The organism is Nocardia sp. IFM 10818 (genome assembly GCF_054655275.1).
In genome coordinates, this window is record NZ_BAAHJH010000001.1 from 7,728,024 (window position 1) to 7,746,610 (window position 18,587).

Below are 18,587 nucleotides of genomic sequence, written 5' to 3' on the forward strand. Positions count from 1 at the left end.
GCTGCGTCACCCCGCTCACACCTGTTCTTGTATAGTTAGGGTTTGCTAACCTAAGCCCATGGCGAAGCGCACGAAATATGTCAAGCCCGAGCATCGGGAAGTCCTCAGCGTCGAAGTGCTGGCGAGCAAGAAGCTCAGCCCCAACTTCGTCCGCGTCACCCTCGGTGGCGACGGGCTCGCGGGCTTCACCGCCATGGGCTTCGACCAGTGGTTCCGGCTCTTCCTGCCGGGCCGCGACGGCGAACTGCGCCTGCCCACCTCCACCAGCAGCCTGGGCTGGTACGCCCAGTACCTGATGATGGGCAAGGACCACCGCCCCGTCGCGCGCAACTACACCGTGCGCGACTACCGTGCTGCCGGTTTCGGGGAGTTCGGCAGCACCGCTGAGCTCGATATCGACTTCTTCGTGCACGAGGGCGACAGCCCGGCCGGCACCTGGGCGAGCAATGCCACTCCCGGCGACAAGGCGGGGCTGCTCGACGAGGGCATCACCTACCAGGCGCCCGAGCACACCGATTTCGCCTTGCTGGTGGGCGATGAGAGCGCACTGCCTGCCATCGCCGGGATCCTGCGCTCGGCCTCGCGCGGCCTGAAGGGCGCGGCCTTCATCGAGATCTCGCACGCCGACGACGCCCAGAAACTGGACGAACCCGAAGGGGTCACGGTGAATTGGCTGGTGCGCACGGATCCGCACGGACCGGTCGGCGCCATCGCCGCCGATGCGGTGCGCCGGGCGGAGCTGCCGGCCCAGGGCATCTACGCCTGGGTGTCGGGCGAGCAGCAGCTGGCCTCGGGCGTGCGACGGCATCTCACGCAGGATCGGGGAATCCCCAAGGGGGACATCACGTTCACGGGCTACTGGCGTGTCGGCCGGGCCGCGGGCTGAGATCGGGGAGAAATTCTGCGGCGCAATTAGAAACATCCGCGATCCGGAAGTGATCGCGGGGCAAACGGATTCGCGGCCCGCTTCGCCGAACTGACGAAGCGGGCCGCAAACCGGTCGGTTGAATTAACCGGCGTGCTTCTGCACCAGGGCGCCGACGCGCGGAAGGGCCTCGGCGACATGCTTCTTGGCCGAGGAGCGCATGGAGTTGTAGACCTTGGTCAGCGCGGGACGCGAGGACGCGGCGGCGCGCTCGTCGGTGACCGCGAGCAGGGCCTCGGCGACCTCGTCCTGCTTGGCGACCAGCAGGTCGGCGAACGAGCCCGCGCCGGAAGCGGTGTACTCGGCCCAGAACGGCTCGAGCTGCGCGACGAACTTCGGCATGAAGGACGCCAGCGCATCGCCGACGATGGTCGGGCTGACCTTCTTGACCGCGGCGTATCCGCCCTTCACGGCGAGCCCCGACGCGCCGCCCTTGTCCGACACCTCCGCATCCAGAACCTCCTGGGCGTCGGCCAGGAAGGCCGGACGCTTGGCGTCGTCGAGCAGGGATTCAGACAGTGCTGCAACCACTTTCAGGTTCCTCCGGATCGTTTTTCGATGAACGAGCGCACGCAACTATACGCATCGTGGTCCCCGCACACACGATGCCGATGCGCAGTTGCTGACTAGCAGCAAACAGCACTGTAAGGCCTCCGCAATCGATTGGCAGCGTTTCAGATTCGCGACCGCCGGGTAACCCTTTGCTCCGATGCCCCGCCCCGGCAACGTTCCTGCGATCGCACGGCAACACATTCCGGCTGCGGGTGGAGCGCGAAATCACTGTGCGATCCATGGTGGCGAGTCCCCCGCACACGGCTCCGACCATTATGTTCGGACTCGTGACCTTCAATCCGGATTTGTGGAAAGCCGTGCCCGGCTTCGAGGACCTGACCGATATCACCTACCACCGCCACCTCACCCAGGGCACCGTCCGCATCGCCTTCGACCGCCCCGAAGTACGCAACGCCTTCCGCCCCCACACCGTCGACGAGCTCTACCGCACCCTCGACCACGCCCGCATGACCTCCGATGTCGGCGCCGTCCTGCTCACCGGCAACGGCCCCTCTCCCAAAGACGGCGGCTGGGCCTTCTGCTCCGGCGGCGACCAACGCATCCGCGGCCGCTCCGGCTACCAATACGCCACCGGCGACACCGCCGACACCGTCGACCCCGCCCGCGCCGGCCGCCTGCACATCCTCGAAGTCCAACGCCTCATCCGCTTCATGCCCAAAGTCGTCATCGCCCTGGTCAACGGCTGGGCCGCCGGCGGCGGCCACAGCCTGCACGTCACCTGCGACCTCACCCTCGCCTCCCGCGAACACGCCCGCTTCAAACAAACCGACGCCGACGTCGGCAGCTTCGACGCCGGCTACGGCAGCGCCTACCTGGCCAAAATGGTCGGCCAGAAATACGCCCGCGAGATCTTCTTCCTCGGCCGCCCCTACACCGCCGAAGAAATGCATCAGATGGGCGCGGTCAACGCCGTCATCGACCACGACCACCTCGAAGACGCCGCCCTGGAATGGACCGCCGAAATCCTCGGCAAATCCCCCCAAGCCATCCGCATGCTCAAATACGCCTTCAACCTCACCGACGACGGCCTCGTCGGCCAGCAACTCTTCGCCGGCGAAGCCACCCGCCTGGCCTACATGACCGACGAAGCCGTCGAAGGCCGCGACGCCTTCCTGCAAAAACGCGACCCCGACTGGAAGCCCTACCCCTGGTACTTCTGATTCCCGGATCTTCCGAGCGTTCCCGCCCCGCCCCCGGGGCGGGGCCTGGGAAGCTCACTGCATGGAGATACTGAGCAGTCGGCTGATCCTGCGCCCCTCCGACTACCAGCGCACGCTGGCGTTCTACCGGGACACGCTGGGCCTGGCCATCGCCCGCGAATACCCGGGCGGCACGGTGTTCTTCGCCGGCCAGTCCCTCCTCGAGGTCGCCGGGCACGGCCGCAACGACGACGCCCCGCCCGGCTTCGCAGGCGCGATCTGGCTACAGGTCCGCGACTGCTCCGACGCCGCCGCCGAACTCACCGTCCGCGGCGTCCGGATCGACCGCGCCCCGAAACAAGAGCCGTGGGGCCTCATCGAAATGTGGGTCCACGATCCCGACGGCGTCCCGATCGTGTTCGTCGAAATCCCACCCGACCATCCCCTGCGCCGCGACAACCGCCCGCCGCAAAGCTGAAGCCGGGCACAGCCTGCGGGCCCGGGAAAGCCGGGCAGCGCCTGCAGGTCCGACAAGCTGGACAGCGCCTGCAGGCGGGACGCTAGGCCGCACCTGCGGATCAGACAAGCCCAGCAGCGCCTGCGGACCCGACGAGCCCAGCAGCGCCTGCGGACCCGACGAGCCCAGCAGCGCCTGCGGACCCGACGAGCCCAGCAGCGCCTGCGGACCCGACGAGCCCAGCAGCGCCTGCGGACCCGACAAGTCCGGCAGCGCCTGCGGGTTCGACAAGCCCGGCAGCGCCTGCGGGTTCGACAAGCCCGGCAGCGCCTGCGGGTTCGACAAGCCCGGCAGCGCCTGCGGACCCGACAAGTCCGGCAGCGCCTGCGGGTTCGACAAGCCCGGCGGCAACCGGGAGACCTGGCGGCAACCGGGGTTCGGGAAGCCGGGCCGCATCCGGGGGTTCGGGGGGCGAAGCCCCCGGGAATCTCCCGGGGGTTCGGGGGCGAAGCCCCTGAGAGTCCCGAGAGTTGGCATTAGCACGCCGGTAACTGTGAACTGGATCGGGGGAGGTGGTTAACAGCTCGTAAAGGGCATATCGCACACTGAACGTCGTGTCTGCCGAACTGCTCGTTCTGCTGATCGTTGTTCTCACGGCCTTGGCGTTCGACTTCACCAACGGATTCCACGACACCGCGAACGCGATGGCCACCTCGATCGCGACCGGTGCGTTGCCTCCGCGTACCGCCGTACTCCTCTCCGGCGCGCTGAATCTCATCGGCGCCTTCCTCAGCGTCGCCGTCGCCGCGACGGTCGCCGAGGGCATCGTGGACCTGTCGGAGGTGAGCGGCCGAGCCCTGCTCGACATCGTCTTCGCGGGCCTGGTCGGCGGCATCCTGTGGAATCTGTTCACCTGGCTGCTGGGTTTGCCGTCGAGTTCCTCGCACGCCCTGTTCGGCGGTCTCATCGGCGCCACCATCGCGGCGCTGGGCTGGAGCGGCGTGGTGTGGGTGTCCGGCAACAAGGGCGTGCTCGGCAAGATCATCATCCCGGCGCTGCTGGCCCCGGTGGTGGCCGCGCTGGTCGCCTCCATCGCCTCCTGGCTGGTCTACCGGATCACCCAGGGCAGCAATGAGCGGACCGTGGAACGCGGCTTCCGCTGGGGGCAGATCGGTTCCGCCTCACTGGTCTCGCTGGCGCACGGCACCAATGACGCGCAGAAGACCATGGGCATCATCTTCCTGGCGCTCATCGCGCACGGTTCGGTGAACGCCAGCGATCCGCTGCCGCTGTGGGTGATCGTGTCCTGTGCGGTGGCCATTGCCGCGGGCACCTGCCTGGGCGGCTGGCGCATCATCCGCACGCTGGGCAAGGGCCTGGTGGACATCGCGCCGCCGCAGGGCTTCGCGGCCGAATCCACCAGTGCGGCGATCATTCTCACCTCGGCGCATTTCGGCCTGCCGCTGTCCACCACGCAGACCGTGACCGGCTCCATCCTCGGCTCCGGCCTGGGCCGCCCGGGCGCGGAGGTGCGCTGGGGCGTGCTGGGCCGCATGGTGGTGGCCTGGGTGCTGACCCTGCCGCTGGCCGGTGTGGTGGGCGCGATCTGCTGGGCCATCCTGCACGGCATCGGCGATACCGCGGGCACGCTGGTGGTGTTCGCGCTGCTGATCGGCATGGCCGCGCTGATCTGGATGCGGTCCCGCCGCAAGCCCGTGAACTCCAGCAATGTCAACGACGACTGGCAGGGCGCCCCGCCGGTCGACGCCAGCCGGTGAACGGCGGAAGGCACAGGCCATGAACACGTTTCTGAACACGTTCTCCGATCTGTGGCAGGTCACCGTGGCCGCGCTGGTGTTCGGCGCGGGCCTGCCCATGGTGTTCGCGGTGGGCATCCGCTACCGCGCACAGATCGACGACGGCGCGACCGGCACCGCCAGATATGTGGCGACCGCCGTCTCCGCGCTCTGCTTCGCCGTGGTGATGATCGCCGTAGTGGTCGGTGTGCTGTTCATCGCACGCGGTTTCCTGGCTTCCCGCCTCGGCATACATGTGCTCGGCGCGTGACGCCGCCGGACCGAAAGGCACGCTCGTGAGCAACCCCGAACAGCCCGGAACGCCGCTCGAACCCGATTCGCAGCCGCGCACCAATCTGCTGCAGAAGGTGCTGGCCTGGCTGAAAGCCGGATATCCGCAGGGCATTCCGCAGTCGGACTATGTGGCCCTGCTGGCCGTCCTGCATCGCCGGCTCACCGATTACGAGGTGCAGATCGTGGTCGAGGATCTGATCCACGATCATCGCGCCACCGCCGAGATCGCCCGCACCGATATCGCGCGCGAGGACATCGAGGCCGCCATTGCCCGAGTTGCCAAGGAGCAACCGGGCGAGGACGATATCGCACGGGTGGCCTCCCGGCTGGCAGCCGGCGGTTGGCCGCTGGCGACACCGACGTCCGACTGACCGACCGACCCATCGACCGGGCGTCGACCTTCCCAGGTGCGCCGCCACCCCTCGACATGACACGATCGCGAACGTGAGCAATACCCTCCGCATACTCCCCATGCCCACCGGCGCATCGGTGGGCGAAGTATTGCCGCATCTCCGGGAAGCCTTGGAGGGCAACGGCCCCGCCTGGCTACCCGTCCCCACCGCCGACCGCCGCGAGGCGCAGCGACTCGGCTCCAGCCTGCGCCCCGGCGAGGAGATCGACGAGGACGTGGCCCTGGTGGTCACCACCTCCGGCACCACCGGAACGCCCAAGGGCGCCATGCTCACCGCGGCCAACCTGCGCGCCAGCGGCGACGCCACTCACGAACGGCTGGGCGGTCCCGGCCAGTGGCTGCTGGCCCTGCCGACCCATCACATCGCGGGCATCCAGGTCCTGCTGCGCAGCATTCTGGCGGGCACCGAACCGGCCGTGGTGGATGTGTCGGACGGCTTTCTGCCGGAGGCGCTCGCGGGTGCGATCTCCGGTATGCGCGGCGAACGCCGGTACACCGCAATGGTGCCGACCCAGCTCATCAAGGCCCTCGACGAACCCGTCGCCACCGCGGCGCTGGCCTCGCTCGACGCGGTGCTGGTCGGCGGCGCGGCCACGCCCGCGCCGGTGCTGGAGCGCGCCCGCGCGGCGGGCATCACCGTCTTCCGCACCTACGGCATGAGCGAGACCTGCGGCGGCTGCGTCTACGAGGGAGTGCCGTTGACGGGTGCGAAGGTTCGCATCGAGGACGGCCGCGTGCTGCTCGGCGGCGACATGATCGCCAAGGGTTACCGCAATATGCCCGATCACCCCGCCTTCGCCGAACCCGGCTGGTTCCGCACCGAGGACGCCGGATTCGTGGAGAACGGCGTGCTCACCGTGACCGGACGCCTCGACGAGGCCATCATGACGGGCGGCCTGCTGGTCATTCCGCAGGTGGTGGAGGCCGTGCTCAGCACGCACCCGGCCATCGCCGAATGCGTGGTGCTCGGCCTGCCCGACGACCGCCTCGGCCAGCGCGTGGTCACCGCCATCGTGCCCGCGCCGGGAGCCACCCCGCCCACCCTGGACGAGCTGCGCGCACACGTCATCGCCGAACTCGACGCCATCGCCGCCCCGCGCGAACTGGCTGTGCTGGACGAGATCCCGCTGCGCGGCCCGGGCAAGCCGGACCGCAACAAGCTGCGGCAGCATCTGCTGGTCGACACCTCGCGCTGAGCCGCCGCGCAGGCCACCGCGCGCTCGTGGCCGCAACCACGCCATTCCGGCCGACCCTGTGCGGAATGACAGGGTTCGTTACGCCGCCACGATGGCCGGTGGCGCGAATATCGAGTGCAGCAGACCGGTGGCCGACGGCGGCAACGCGGCTGCCGGCTGCGGCGGCACCGATGGCGAAAGCGGTGGTGGCACAACCGGCCCGGGCTGTGGTGTGACCGCGGGCTCGGGTCGGGCGACCGCCACGGGCTCCGGTTGCGGCAGCGCCGGGGCGAGGGCGCCGGCCATCGACCGCAGGGATTCGCCCGCCTCGGCGAGCAGCGTGCCGACCTGGTTCGCGACGAGGGGTTGCACCGCATCGGGAATCGGGTTGCGGGCCACATCGCCCTGCAGTCGCAGCGTGTTGTAGGCGTTCACGCCGGACATGATGCCGACCGGGACGCCGAGCGCGAGGCTGCCGACGGTGCCGCCGATACTGCCGAGAATCGCGGCGCCCGTGAGGCATCCGGCCACGCCGCCGCCCGCGGCGCCCGCCAGCGCGGCCGACAGCTCGCCGCCCAGCGCGCCGCCGATGGCGCCCAGGATACAGCCGACGGCGAGGCCGGAGATGCCGCCGAGCAGCGCTCCGACGCTGACCGCCAGGCCGAACTGGGTGGCCACGGCGCTGTAGGCATCATTGATGTCCTTCTGCCGCTGCACCGGATCCTGTTGCACGCGGGGTTGACCCGGCTGGCTCGGCTGATCGGACGGCGGCGCGGGATCGTCGATATCGCGCACCGCGATCGGGACGCCGGCCGGGGCCTTGCAGACCGGATCCGGCAGATCGGCCGCCTGTTGGAACGTCTTCTCCTGCCAGTCCGGCGAGTTCTTCGGCGGCAGCTGGGAAATGGGCACGGTGCCCAGCGGGCAGGGCACGGCGGCATTGGGCCACAGCGCCATCGGTGAGCCGAGGGTGAGGGTATTGCCCATCACGTATCGGCCCTGATTGTCGAGGACCTGGAAGTTGTTGAGCGGCACCACCCGTCGTTCGCCGCCCGGGCCGGGTTGCAGCGGGTCGGGCCCGGTGCCGGGCGCCTGCACGACCAGGCTGCCGATGGGCGTGGTCAGGTAGGCGGACATATCGGTGAGGTCGCCGGTGTAGACGACGCCCTGCATGACGCCGACGGTCACGCGCGACAGCCCTTCCCGCAGCGCCTGCTCGTGCGGTGTCAGATCCTGCAGCTGTTCCGGATTCGGCGGCTGCACCTCGCGGCCGAAGGGCACATGGTGCAGGGTGCGGCGGTCCTCGCCGAGGATGAGCTCGCCGGTGCGGCGATCACGCAGCTGATAATGGTTGTTGCCGATCAGGCTCACCTCGACGTCCGGGCCGTAGATGGTGGACAGGTGGCGGTAGGCATTGCTGCGCAGATAGATAGTGGGGACCAGCTCCATATCGTCCTCGCCGCACAGCGGATCGCGTGGCGGAATCGGGCCGAGCGGGTCGTCGGCGTCCGGGAGCGGCGGGCAGCTGAGCAGTGCGGGTTCGGGCTCGTCGGAGCCCAGCACCACGGGCGGGCCGGGATCCGGGGTCTGGACATCCAGCGGCGTCGCGTAGGCGGTGACCGCGGTGGTGAGCGCGGTCGCGGCGGCGATGAGGACGGTCGCGGTGACAGAGGCGATTCTCAACGGAACCTCGCAATCCAAAACGCAACGGGCGATAGCGGACGGTGCGAACTGAGGGATTTCCGGAGCGCGATCTCGGGGTCAGGCTAGCAATCCGGCGGCGGAATCGGTCGCAGGCCACCGCCGTGGCGCGTGGCATCGACCCTGGTCAGGGCGCTTGCGCGGGCGTGCAACAGTGGTGCAAGGGGCGTGCAAGATCCAGAGCGCACAGTTCTCGGCATGACTTCTTACAACCCTGCTGAGCCCCTGGCCATCGAGGCGGACGGGCTGGTCAAGGTCTTCGGGGAGCAGCGGGCTGTCGACGGCGTCAGCCTCGCGGTGCCGCGGGGGGCCGTGTACGGCGTGCTCGGACCCAATGGCGCCGGCAAGACCACCACCATCCGCATGCTCGCCACGCTGCTGCGCCCCGACGGCGGCAGCGCCCGCATCTTCGGCCGCGACGTGGTCGCCGAGCCGACCGCGGTGCGCTCGCTGATCGGCGTGACCGGGCAGTACGCCTCGGTCGACGAGAAGCTCTCGGCCACCGAGAACCTGATCATCTTCTCGCGCCTGCTGGGCCTGTCCAAGGCCGATGCCCGGCGCAAGGCGGCCGAGCTCCTGGAGGAGTTCGGCCTGGCCGAGGCCGCCGACAAGGCCCTGGAGAACTTCTCCGGCGGTATGCGGCGGCGGCTGGATCTGGCCGCCAGCCTCATCGCGCACCCGCCGCTGCTGTTCCTGGACGAGCCCACCACCGGTCTGGATCCGCGCACCCGCGCCCAGATGTGGGAGACCATCCGGAGACTGGTGGGGGAGGGTTCGACGGTGCTGCTCACCACGCAATATCTGGACGAGGCCGATCAGCTGGCGGACCGGATCGCGGTCATCGATCACGGCAGGGTCATCGCCGACGGCACCTCCGACGAACTGAAGGGTTCGGTCGGGCTGTCGGCCCTGCAGCTGACCCTCGCCGATCGGGCGCGCATCGAGGAGGCGCGAACCCTGGTGGGCGAGTACCTGTCCCGCGCCGAGGGCAAGGTCGTCGAGGCGAGCATCAGCCCCGAGGCCGGCCGCATCACCGCTCCCCTGCCCGATCCGTCCATCACCACCGACATCCTGATCCGGTTGCGCGAGCACGATATCCGGGTCGACGAGATCAATGTCGCCAAGCCCAGCCTGGACGAGGTGTTCTTCGCCCTGACCGGCCACGGCGCGGACGACGAGAACGACAACACCGAAAGGAGCGCGGCATGACCACGACTGTCACCGCACCCGCGGCGGGGCGTCATGCGGCCGCCGCACCGATTCCCCAGGTCTCCAATCACATTCCGCTGCGCCAGACCGTCGCCAACTCGTTGACGATGGCCTATCGCGGCCTGCTGAAGATCAAGCACAATCCGGAACAGCTGTTCGACGTCACCATTCAGCCGATCCTGTTCACGGCCCTGTTCGCCTATATCTTCGGCGGCGCCATCGGCGGCAGCGTGCAGAACTATCTGCCGGTGCTCATCCCGGGCATTCTGGTGCAGACGGTGGTGCTCACCTCGATCGTCACCGGCACCCAGCTGCGCGAAGATATGGACAAGGGCGTCTTCGACCGCTTCAAATCCCTTCCCATCGCCCGTATTTCGGCACTGGCGGGAGCGCTCGTCGCCGATATGGTGCGCTACGCCATCGCGACCGTGCTGACCGTGATCGTCGGCCTCGCCATCGGCTACCGCCCCGAGGGCGGCGCGCTCGGCGTGCTGGCCGCCGGTCTGGTGGTCGTGGTGTGCTCCTTCGCCGTCAGCTGGATCTGGGCGCTGGTCGGCGTGACCGGCAAGAGCGCCGCCGGCGTGCAGGGCATCTCCATGATGGTGATGTTCCCGCTGACCTTCATGTCCGGCGCCTTCGCACTGGTGTCCACCATGCCGGGCTGGATGCAGGCGATCAATCACGTGAACCCGGTGTACTACATGGTCAATGCCTGCCGGGCGCTCATGAACGGCGTCGGCGTCACCGCCGACCTGGGCTGGTCGCTGATCGGCTCGGTCGTGGTGATCGCGATCTTCGCACCGCTCACGGTGCGGGCCTATATGCGCCGCGCCTGATCCCGCACGAGAATCGAGTCTGACCCGAAAAACGAAGCCCGCCCACCGAAACGGTGGGCGGGCTTCGTTTGCACGGACGATCCTCAGTACGTGGCGTTCATCGGTGGCGGTCAGCGCGTGGCATGGAATTCGCGGAGCAGCTCCATGATTCGTTCGGCTGCTGCCCGGCGGCCGAACGACGCGGCCGCATCCAGCGTCTCGGCGATGGCATCCGCCCCCACCGCGGGACTGTGCAGGTCGAGATGCCGTTGCAGGCGCATGGACGGATAGTCCTGGCGGGCGAACGCTCTCGGCGCGAGTGCCAGCAGTTCCAGTCCGAACTCGCGATCACCGCCGGTGGCCAGCAGGTACGAGCCGATCACGCAACCCACGCCGCCGATCTGCGGGAGATCCCAGAGCAGGACCAATCGGCGCATCGCGAGATCGACCAGCTCGCACACCAATTCGGAAACGGTATCCGCCCGGCCGTACAGCACGTGCGCACCGACGGCCGCCGCGGCCAGCATGATGTCCCCGGGGCCGGGGGCGACCGCCCCGTACGGCCAGCCCAGCAGCACCAGCGCGCTACGGTACCGGCGCAGGCCGACCTCGATATCGCCTTCGGCCAGTTCGATTTCCGCCAGTCCCGCCACCACCGCGGCCCGCCGGTGATGGGGTTCGGCGACCGAATAGTCCCGCGACGGTTCGATTCCGACCACGCCCATCGCGGGTTCGAGTTCGCGGCGCGCCTGCGCGGGCTCGCCCATTCCGGTCAGCGACAAGGCCAGCAGGCTGCGGAACTCGACGCTCTCCTCATAGGCTCGCAGCGTCAGCATCGTCTCGGCCGCGCGCCGGTAGTAGCCGACCGATTCAGCGTAGCGGGCCGACTGCCCGTACATGCTGCCCAGGTGCTGGCTCACCATGGCCGTGCCCCAGATGTCCTCCGCGATACCGGCTTCCAGCGCGTGCCGGGCGTCGCGGATGGATCCGTACACGTCACCCGCGTTCTCCCGCATATTGGCACGCAACAGCAGGGCCGCCACCCGGGTGTGCTGGTCGTCGGAGCGAGCTCCTTCCCCGAGCTTCCAGGCCGCCTGCCGGCCGCCGGCGGGGATGGGCAGGATCGCCAGCTCACCGAGGTACCGGAAGACCGGTAGTAGTGGCGCGTCAGAGCGCAGCAGCCGCCGGATCCGCGCACGCACGGCGGCAACGCCGCGGGTGCCCTCTTCCTCCATGTAGATCATGTGCAGGCCGAGGACCAGTTGACCGAACATCCACAGCTGCGCCTGCTCCCGGGTGGGCATGCTCCGGGGTAAGGGCACCGTCAGCAGGCGCGGTCCCCAGCTGATCAATTCCAGGTGTGCGCCGCGCATCACCCACAGGGCGGCCAGCACCGGGAAGACAGTGTGCACGGTGCCGGTATCGCGCCGGTCCAGGGCGTAGCGCAGCACCGCGACCAGATTGTCCATCTCCTCGCCGGTGGACAGAATGGCCGGCAGTTGTTCATCGGTCGGATATCGCCGGGCAGCGTCGAGTGCGAAGCTGTTGGCCCAGGCCGTCATCCGGTCCATCACCAGTTGTGCCTCGCCGGTGTGCGCGAGCTGTTCCTCACCGAATTCGCGCACCGTCTCCAGCATGCGGTAGCGCACGCCCTCACCCGCGTCGGTATCGACTTCCAGCACGGTCAACAGCGACTGCCCCACCAGGCCGTCCACCGCCGTCGCCACATCGCTGTCGGTGAAAGGTGTTGCGCTGTCGCCGCTCGCAACCGCTTCGGCCGCGGCGGCGGTGAACCCGGCGGGGAACCGGCACAAGCGGCGCAAGGCCACCCGCTGCTGTTCGTCGAGGAGATTCCAGCTCCATTCGATCACCGCGTGCAGGGTGCGATGCCGTTGCGGCGAACTGCGATCCCCGCTGCGCAACAAGGCGAACCGATGCTCGAGCCTGGTCTCGATCTCCTCCACGCTCATGGTCCGCACACGCGCCGCCGCCAATTCGATGGCCAGCGGCAGCCCGTCCAGGGTGTGACACAGCCGCGCCACCACGTCCGGATCCAGCCGCACCGAGGGTCGCACCGCGCGCGCCCGCGCCGCGAACAACTCGGTGGCGGGCGATCCAGCCGGATCAATGGTCAACGGCGGCAACGGATAAACGGCCTCCGCCGTGATCTCCAACGGCGCCCGGCTGGTGGTCAGCACGGTCAGCTGATCGGTGACCCCCACCAGATCCGCGACCACCTCCGCCACCGCCTCGATCACATGCTCACAGTTGTCCAGAATCAATAGCATCGGGCGCGAGGCCAGCACATCCCGCAACCGCCGCCGCGAATCGATCGCCCCGACCGGTCGCAGCACATTCGCATCCCGCCCCAGATCGCCGATCCCGAGCGTCACCCCGATGGCCGCCTCCACCTCACCCCGCGACCGCTCACCCCCACCCGGATCCGCCCGCACCGACGCCAACTCGACCAGCGCCACCGACTTCTCCCGCGCCAGCCTCGCCCCCAGTTCATTGGCCACGCGCGTCTTCCCGGTCCCGCCCGGCCCGAGCACGGTCGTCACCCGCGAATTCCGCAGCAACTCCTCCAGCGCATCCAGATCCCCCTCCCGCCCCAGCAGCGGATTCGGCGCCGCCCGCAACCCCACCGCCCACGCCGCCCCCTCGGCCGCCGATTGCGCCGTCCGCTCCGGCTCTCCCGAATAGCTCTGGGCCGCAGGATAGCTCCGATCCACGGCACCGACAGCCCACGCGCCGGTCCGGGACGCGCCCGCCGCGGACCCCGAATCACGTTCGCCTGGCAAGTGATTCGCCCCGGCCGCATCGACTTGCCCCGCCGCATAACCCGAGACGCGACCGGCCATCCCGGCTGCGGGCTCGCCGGATCCGGCCGCGTCGCCCGAACCGTACGAGTGGCCGACCTCCGCCCCACCGCCCGGGTAGGCCGAAGCGCCCCGGCCCGCCGGCCGGTCGATACCGGCCCGGGGGCCCGCCCCCGCCGCGGCGGGCGGTCCGGCGGTGTGCGGTGTGGCTCCCGGTGCTGTCGAATGCCCTTGTCCTGCCGGGTTGCTCGCGCTGATCGGAGTGCCCGGACCGGTTCGGGGGCGCGGCCGGGCGCCCGGCAGTGGCTCGCCGCGCAGGATGGCGGTATTCAGGGCGACGAGAGCGGGGCCCGGATCCGCGCCGAGCTGCTCCGAGAGGCGGGCGCGCAGGTGTGCGAATACTTCCAGGGCCTCGTTCGTGCGACCGGAGGCGGCGAGTACGCGCATGAGGGTGGCGTGGGCGGGCTCGTCCAGGGGGTTGGCGGCCACCGCGCGGCGGGCCAGGTCGAGGGCTCCGGGGAGGTCGCCGCAGGCTTCGCGGACGTTCAGTTCCAGAGCGTGCAGGGCGCGGCGGCGCGTTGCCGCGAGCCGGGTCAGTTCCTCGGCGACCGGACCCGGAGGCAGGTCGGCGGCCGGATCGCCGCGCCAGAGGGCATGGGCGGCGGCGATCAGGGCCAAGCAGGTGTCGTGGTCACCGGCGGTGTCGGCCTGGCGCGCGCCCTGTTCCAGTTGCTCGGCCAAGGTCACGTCGACCTGTTCCGGGGCGAGCTGCAGCCGGTAGCCTGCCGGGCCGATTTCCAGGGCGCCGTCCGGGAGCAGCGAGCGCAGCCGGGAGACCTGGGTGTGCAGGGCGTTCATCGGGGCGCGGGGCGGGTCCTCGCCCCAGATGTCGTCGATGAGGACCTGGGCGCTGCGGCTGCGGCCCGGATGGGTGGCGAGGGCGGCGAGCAGGAGGCGCGAGCGGGTTCCGGGTACGGGAGTGAGCGCGCCGTCGCGGCGCAGGGCGATCTCGCCGAGGAGGCCCACGAGGACCGGATCGCCAGCGGCGAGGCGGGCGCTACCGCTGCTGGAGCTGCCTGTTCGCGAATACATTCCTCGCCAATCGTAGGTGAGCGGTGCGAGCACTGCCGGATTCGCCGGTTCCGGCGGCCCGGTCGCATACGCTTTGTGCATGGCCGAATTCGACATCCACCGGGAAACGGTCATCAAGGCCGAACCGGAGCAGGTCCAAGCCCTCATCGACGACTTCCACCAGTGGCGGAAGTGGTCGCCGTGGGAGGACACGGACCCGAATATGGAGCGCGTCTACAGTGGGGCCGATCGGGGCATCGGCGCACGTTATTTTTGGAGCGGCAACCGCAAGGCCGGGCGCGGCGATATGGAGATCACCTCCGCCACGCACGACGCCATCGGGATCAAACTGCATTTCGAGAAGCCGTGGCGGGCCACCAACCAGGTCACCTTCGAGTTCCGACCGGATGCCGGCGGGACCGAGGTCACCTGGCGCATGACCGGGCAGCAGACCGGTGCCCAGGCCCTGTTCGGCAAGCTCGTTCCCATGGACAGGCTGGTGGGCAAGGACTTCGAGAAGGGCCTGGCGCAATTGAAGGCCGCCGCGGAATCCTGAGCCGGTGATCACGTCGGGGCGGGGCGCGGCTCCTGAGCGTGCCCCCGCACCGAACCGCGCACTAGGCTGCCGTCATGGCTACAGCTGCACAGTGGATCGAGGGCGCTCGGCCGCGCACACTTCCGAATGCGATCGCCCCGGTCCTGGTGGGGACGGGGGCGGCCGCATCGATCGATGGCGCGGTCTGGTGGAAAGCGGTGCTGTGCCTGCTGCTTTCGCTGTCCCTCATCATCGGCGTGAACTACGCCAACGACTACTCCGACGGTATTCGCGGCACCGATGACGAGCGGGTCGGCCCGCTGCGCCTGGTCGGTTCCAAACTGGCCAGTCCGGCCGCGGTGCGCAATGCCGCCATCGGCTGCCTGGCGCTGGGCGCGGTGATCGGGCTGGTGCTGACCGCCACCTCCGCCTGGTGGCTGCTGCTGGTGGGCGCGGCCTGCCTGGCCGGGGCCTGGTTCTACACCGGCGGCCGGAACCCGTACGGGTACAGCGGTTTCGGCGAGATCGCGGTATTCGTGTTCTTCGGCTTGGTGGCGGTGCTGGGCACCCAGTACGTGCAGGCCGGGACGGTCGATTGGGCGGGCCTGGTGTGCGCCGTTGCGGTCGGTTCGTTCTCCAGTGCGGTGCTGGTCACCAACAACCTGCGCGATATCCCGACCGACAGCGTGACCGGCAAGACGACCCTGGCCGTGCGCCTCGGCGACAGCCGCACGCGCACACTGCATCTGGCGCTGATCATGATCCCGTACGTGGCCACGCTGACCCTGGCGGCCCGCACCCCGTGGGCGCTGGCCGGGCTGGTGGCGCTGCCGCTCGCCGTCAAGGCGAACGAGCCGGTGCGCACCGGCAAGAACGGGCCTGGTCTGATTCCCGCCCTCGCCGGTACGGGCCTGGCGCTGCTGGTGTGGTCGATCGCCACGGGGGCAGCGCTCGCATTGGGCTGACGCCCGGTATGTGGGGGCTGAGCCCCCACACCCCCTTAGGCCTTCTCCGGAACGAGCACTCCCAGCACCCAGTTCACGATGGAGATGATGATGCCGCCGAACACGGCCGCCCAGAATCCGTCCACGTGCAACTGGTAGCTGGTGGTCTCGGTGATCACCGAGGTCAGCCACAGCATCAGGGCGTTGATCACCAGCAGGAACAGGCCGAGGGTGAGGATCACCAGCGGCAGTGAGAGCAGTTGCACGAGCGGCTTCACCAGGGCGTTGACAATGGTGAAGATCACCGCCGCGACCGCGATCACGATGATCTTGCCGGTGGTGCTGTCCTGATCCTCGGGAGCGACGATGGAGATCCCGTCGACCCATTCGGACGCCAGCCAGATGGCCACACCGGTGATGAGCAGACGAAGTATGAGCGTCATGAGCTCGATCGTAGGGTGAGATCAGGTTCGCGGCCGGGCAGCACACGCCCCGATCCGGCTCAGGCCGCGCGATCGAGATGCTTCCCGACCGCTGCGCGCAGGCCCTGCACCGCGGTCTCGTCGCCGAGCAGATTCCGGGTGACCGGATTCGGGGCGCGCAGGATGGCGAGCACGATGTGCCCGGCCTCGATGCGGTCGTCCTTGCGGGCGAGCGCCTCGCGCAGCGACAGCTCCAGGATCTTCTTGGCGTCCCGGGTGAACGGGATGTGCCCGAAGTTCATCCCCTTGCCGCCGCGGAAGAAGCCGCGCCGCGGTTCGCCGGCCGGGACGGCGCGGTCGAGGGCGTCCTCGCCGAAGGTGGCTTCCAGGCTTTCCCGCACGGCGTCCAGGTCGATGCCGATGGAGCGCAGCGCCTCCGCGTCCTCCTGCCCGAGAGGTTCGCCGGTCCGCTTGCGCGCCAGCGCTTCCCGCATGCCCGCGGCCGTGAGCCCGTGCTCGCCCAGCAGTGCCGTCAAGCCCGTGTCGGGCGCGGCCAGCACGCCCAGCAGCACGTGTTCGACGTCGATGGACGGCGCGCGCAGTTCGCGGGCCTCCTCCTGCGCGCCCACCACGGCGAATTTGGCTGCCTTGTCGAATCGTTCGAACATCAGCGGATACCGCCCTTCCGGTTGTACTTCTGGTGGACCGCCTGCCTGCTGACCTCGAGCGCGTCCGCGATGGCCTGCCAGGACCAGCCCTGTTGCCGGGCATTGGTGACCTGAATGGCCTCGAGCCGCTCGAGCAGCCGGCGTAGCGCCAGGACCGCGCGCAGTCCGACCTGCGGGTCGGGGCTGCCCGCGGCGGCCGCCAGAGTCGTTGCTTCACTCATGCATGTCAATTTACGTTGACATTCGGAGTGCGTCAACGAAAATTGACACGATCGGAAGGATGTTCGCCGTCGGCGGAAGGATCAGCCCAGGGGCACGAAGGGCGCGTAATCGCGGACGTGGCCATCGGCCCAGTCCCACAGCGTGTCCGGGTCGACCGGGACGCCGCCCTGCAACCGCAGCCGCCACCCGCCGGGTTCCTTCTCCCAGATATCCCCGTCGCGATCCCGGTACAGCCCGCAGGCCGCAGGCTCCCACGGGTTCGCGATCTCGCCCCGCTGCGTCCGCCGGGCCACGCCGCCGCCCGCGGGAATCACCCAGGGCCCCACCGTGACACTGACACCGACGACCGATCGCGGATGCTGACCCAACTCGACTCCTGATTCGTTGTTGTTTCAAACTATTGGAGCAGAACGAGTTACCGCGCACCTCCTCGTCGCACGACCGTGCGTGGGTCGGTGGGCAACCGCGCTTGTACTTAACAGCCATACAGGTAAGGTCACCCTAATAATGGATGGAGTTCCCACGTTCGGCGAGTACATTCGCCAGCGCCGCACGACCGCCAACCTCACCCGCCCGCAGCTCGCATGGCTCGCCAACCTCTCCGTCCCATACCTGACGAAGATCGAGGGCGGCGCGACCCCCTCCCGGCGCGTCATCGAATCCCTGAGCGACGCACTGAAACTGCAGCCCGCCGAATTCGAGTACGCGCTCATCCTGGCCGAGGGCCCGGCGCCGCGGGTCGAACTCGATCACCCCACCGCCGCCGACCTCGAGTACCTGGAACTGCTGAACCCCAAGCCGGCGACCTACGTCTCCGCACTGCTGGACATCCTGGCGGTCAATGCCTCTTTCATGGAGGTCTTCCCGCAACTGGATCCGGGCGTCAACGCCCTCGAGTGGATCTTCCTCAACCCGATCGCCCGCACGGTCCTGCTCGACTGGACCGGCGAGGCGAGCGTGGCCGTGAGCTGGTTCCGGCTCCAGATCGCGCGCACCGGCAAGCAGGAGCGGGCGCGGGAGATCATCGACGCCTGTCTGGTGAGTCCGGAATTCCGGGCGGCCTGGCAGAGCGATTCCGTGGCCTCCAGCCGGGACAACCCCACCGCGCTGGTGCGCGATCCGAAGACGCTGGCCATCCGGGAGCTGCGAGTGAACAACTGGCGTGCCTCGGGATTGCAGTCCTGGTCGCTGTATCTCGCCACGAGCGTCGATCAGCCGACGGCGATAACGCGCCCGGTGGTGCGGGAACGGCCCGCCATGTCAAGCCCCGTAAACACATCGGGAGATGCGCGCCGACGGCCGCGCAGCAACGCGGCGGCGGATGATCCGACGCCGACGAAACCACTTCAGCAAATTGATGGCAAACAATTGGGTGGGTGATCGATAGTTCTCACCCCATCGCCACGCCGT

At 69.1% G+C, this 18,587-nt stretch carries 19 protein-coding genes; 12 read left to right on the plus strand and 7 right to left on the minus strand.

Annotated features, from left to right (window positions below; all coding sequences use genetic code 11):
• The first annotated feature begins 58 nt into the window (after positions 1 to 58).
• Positions 59 to 886 (plus strand): siderophore-interacting protein, encoded by an 828-nt coding sequence (locus tag ACYQ5L_RS35700; RefSeq protein ID WP_459962614.1) that lies wholly within the window; start codon positions 59 to 61, stop codon positions 884 to 886.
• A gap of 123 nt (positions 887 to 1,009) precedes the next feature.
• Here ACYQ5L_RS35700 and ACYQ5L_RS35705 read toward each other — a convergent pair whose 3' ends face one another.
• Positions 1,010 to 1,456, minus strand: a complete 447-nt coding sequence (locus ACYQ5L_RS35705; RefSeq protein WP_459962615.1) for a DUF6918 family protein — start codon at positions 1,454 to 1,456, stop codon at positions 1,010 to 1,012.
• Between the two features lie 308 nt (positions 1,457 to 1,764).
• Between ACYQ5L_RS35705 and ACYQ5L_RS35710 the strand changes: the two genes are divergently transcribed.
• The 6 genes from ACYQ5L_RS35710 (at position 1,765) to menE (ending at position 6,792) form a co-directional block, all read left to right on the plus strand.
• Positions 1,765 to 2,658 carry a 1,4-dihydroxy-2-naphthoyl-CoA synthase gene (locus ACYQ5L_RS35710; RefSeq protein ID WP_459962616.1) on the plus strand — a complete coding sequence of 298 codons (894 nt, stop codon included), beginning with the start codon at positions 1,765 to 1,767 and terminating at the stop codon, positions 2,656 to 2,658.
• A gap of 61 nt (positions 2,659 to 2,719) precedes the next feature.
• A complete protein-coding gene (locus ACYQ5L_RS35715) occupies positions 2,720 to 3,115 on the plus strand; it encodes a VOC family protein (protein WP_459962617.1) in 396 nt (131 codons plus the stop codon).
• Between the two features lie 593 nt (positions 3,116 to 3,708).
• On the plus strand, positions 3,709 to 4,872 hold the full coding sequence (locus tag ACYQ5L_RS35720) for an inorganic phosphate transporter (protein WP_459962618.1): 1,164 nt from the start codon (positions 3,709 to 3,711) through the stop codon (positions 4,870 to 4,872).
• A gap of 19 nt (positions 4,873 to 4,891) precedes the next feature.
• On the plus strand, positions 4,892 to 5,161 hold the full coding sequence (locus ACYQ5L_RS35725; protein WP_459962619.1) for a hypothetical protein: 270 nt from the start codon (positions 4,892 to 4,894) through the stop codon (positions 5,159 to 5,161).
• Between the two features lie 25 nt (positions 5,162 to 5,186).
• On the plus strand, positions 5,187 to 5,555 hold the full coding sequence (locus ACYQ5L_RS35730) for a DUF3349 domain-containing protein (protein ID WP_459962620.1): 369 nt from the start codon (positions 5,187 to 5,189) through the stop codon (positions 5,553 to 5,555).
• Positions 5,556 to 5,655: 100 nt separating this feature from the next.
• Positions 5,656 to 6,792, plus strand: a complete 1,137-nt coding sequence (menE, locus tag ACYQ5L_RS35735; protein ID WP_459963641.1) for an o-succinylbenzoate--CoA ligase — start codon at positions 5,656 to 5,658, stop codon at positions 6,790 to 6,792.
• 78 nt (positions 6,793 to 6,870) lie between these two features.
• On the opposite strand, the gene ACYQ5L_RS35740 is transcribed toward menE, so the two are convergent.
• Positions 6,871 to 8,454: a hypothetical protein gene (locus ACYQ5L_RS35740; protein ID WP_459962621.1), complete on the minus strand. Its 1,584-nt coding sequence runs from the start codon at positions 8,452 to 8,454 to the stop codon at positions 6,871 to 6,873.
• A 216-nt stretch (positions 8,455 to 8,670) separates the two neighbouring features.
• Between ACYQ5L_RS35740 and ACYQ5L_RS35745 the strand changes: the two genes are divergently transcribed.
• Both ACYQ5L_RS35745 and ACYQ5L_RS35750 read left to right on the plus strand, forming a co-directional pair.
• Entirely contained in the window at positions 8,671 to 9,681 is a 1,011-nt protein-coding gene (locus ACYQ5L_RS35745) for an ATP-binding cassette domain-containing protein (protein ID WP_459962623.1), read from the plus strand.
• A complete protein-coding gene (locus tag ACYQ5L_RS35750) occupies positions 9,678 to 10,517 on the plus strand; it encodes an ABC transporter permease (protein ID WP_459962624.1) in 840 nt (279 codons plus the stop codon). The genes ACYQ5L_RS35745 and ACYQ5L_RS35750 overlap by 4 nt, the downstream gene beginning before the upstream one ends.
• 110 nt (positions 10,518 to 10,627) lie before the next feature.
• On the opposite strand, the gene ACYQ5L_RS35755 is transcribed toward ACYQ5L_RS35750, so the two are convergent.
• Entirely contained in the window at positions 10,628 to 14,407 is a 3,780-nt protein-coding gene (locus tag ACYQ5L_RS35755) for an AfsR/SARP family transcriptional regulator (protein WP_459962625.1), read from the minus strand.
• A gap of 79 nt (positions 14,408 to 14,486) precedes the next feature.
• Here ACYQ5L_RS35755 and ACYQ5L_RS35760 point away from each other — a divergent pair, with 79 nt between their 5' ends.
• Positions 14,487 to 14,942, plus strand: coding sequence for an SRPBCC family protein (locus tag ACYQ5L_RS35760; protein ID WP_459962627.1), 456 nt, complete (start codon positions 14,487 to 14,489; stop codon positions 14,940 to 14,942).
• 74 nt (positions 14,943 to 15,016) lie between these two features.
• Complete coding sequence (locus ACYQ5L_RS35765) at positions 15,017 to 15,886, plus strand: 1,4-dihydroxy-2-naphthoate polyprenyltransferase (protein WP_459962628.1); 870 nt, start codon at positions 15,017 to 15,019, stop codon at positions 15,884 to 15,886.
• A 35-nt stretch (positions 15,887 to 15,921) separates the two neighbouring features.
• Here ACYQ5L_RS35765 and ACYQ5L_RS35770 read toward each other — a convergent pair whose 3' ends face one another.
• The 4 genes from ACYQ5L_RS35770 to ACYQ5L_RS35785 all read right to left on the minus strand — a co-directional run bounded on the left by ACYQ5L_RS35770 (position 15,922) and on the right by ACYQ5L_RS35785 (position 17,545).
• Positions 15,922 to 16,308, minus strand: coding sequence for a phage holin family protein (locus tag ACYQ5L_RS35770; protein WP_459962629.1), 387 nt, complete (start codon positions 16,306 to 16,308; stop codon positions 15,922 to 15,924).
• Positions 16,309 to 16,367: 59 nt separating this feature from the next.
• Entirely contained in the window at positions 16,368 to 16,955 is a 588-nt protein-coding gene (locus ACYQ5L_RS35775; protein WP_459962630.1) for a Clp protease N-terminal domain-containing protein, read from the minus strand.
• Positions 16,955 to 17,176: a helix-turn-helix domain-containing protein gene (locus ACYQ5L_RS35780; protein ID WP_459962632.1), complete on the minus strand. Its 222-nt coding sequence runs from the start codon at positions 17,174 to 17,176 to the stop codon at positions 16,955 to 16,957. The genes ACYQ5L_RS35775 and ACYQ5L_RS35780 overlap by 1 nt, the downstream gene beginning before the upstream one ends.
• An 81-nt stretch (positions 17,177 to 17,257) precedes the next feature.
• Positions 17,258 to 17,545, minus strand: coding sequence for a hypothetical protein (locus ACYQ5L_RS35785; protein WP_459962633.1), 288 nt, complete (start codon positions 17,543 to 17,545; stop codon positions 17,258 to 17,260).
• A 139-nt stretch (positions 17,546 to 17,684) separates the two neighbouring features.
• Between ACYQ5L_RS35785 and ACYQ5L_RS35790 the strand changes: the two genes are divergently transcribed.
• The gene (locus tag ACYQ5L_RS35790) at positions 17,685 to 18,557 is read left to right on the plus strand and encodes a helix-turn-helix domain-containing protein (protein WP_459962634.1); all 873 of its coding nucleotides are present in this window, start codon (positions 17,685 to 17,687) and stop codon (positions 18,555 to 18,557) included.
• The last annotated feature ends 30 nt before the right edge of the window (positions 18,558 to 18,587 follow it).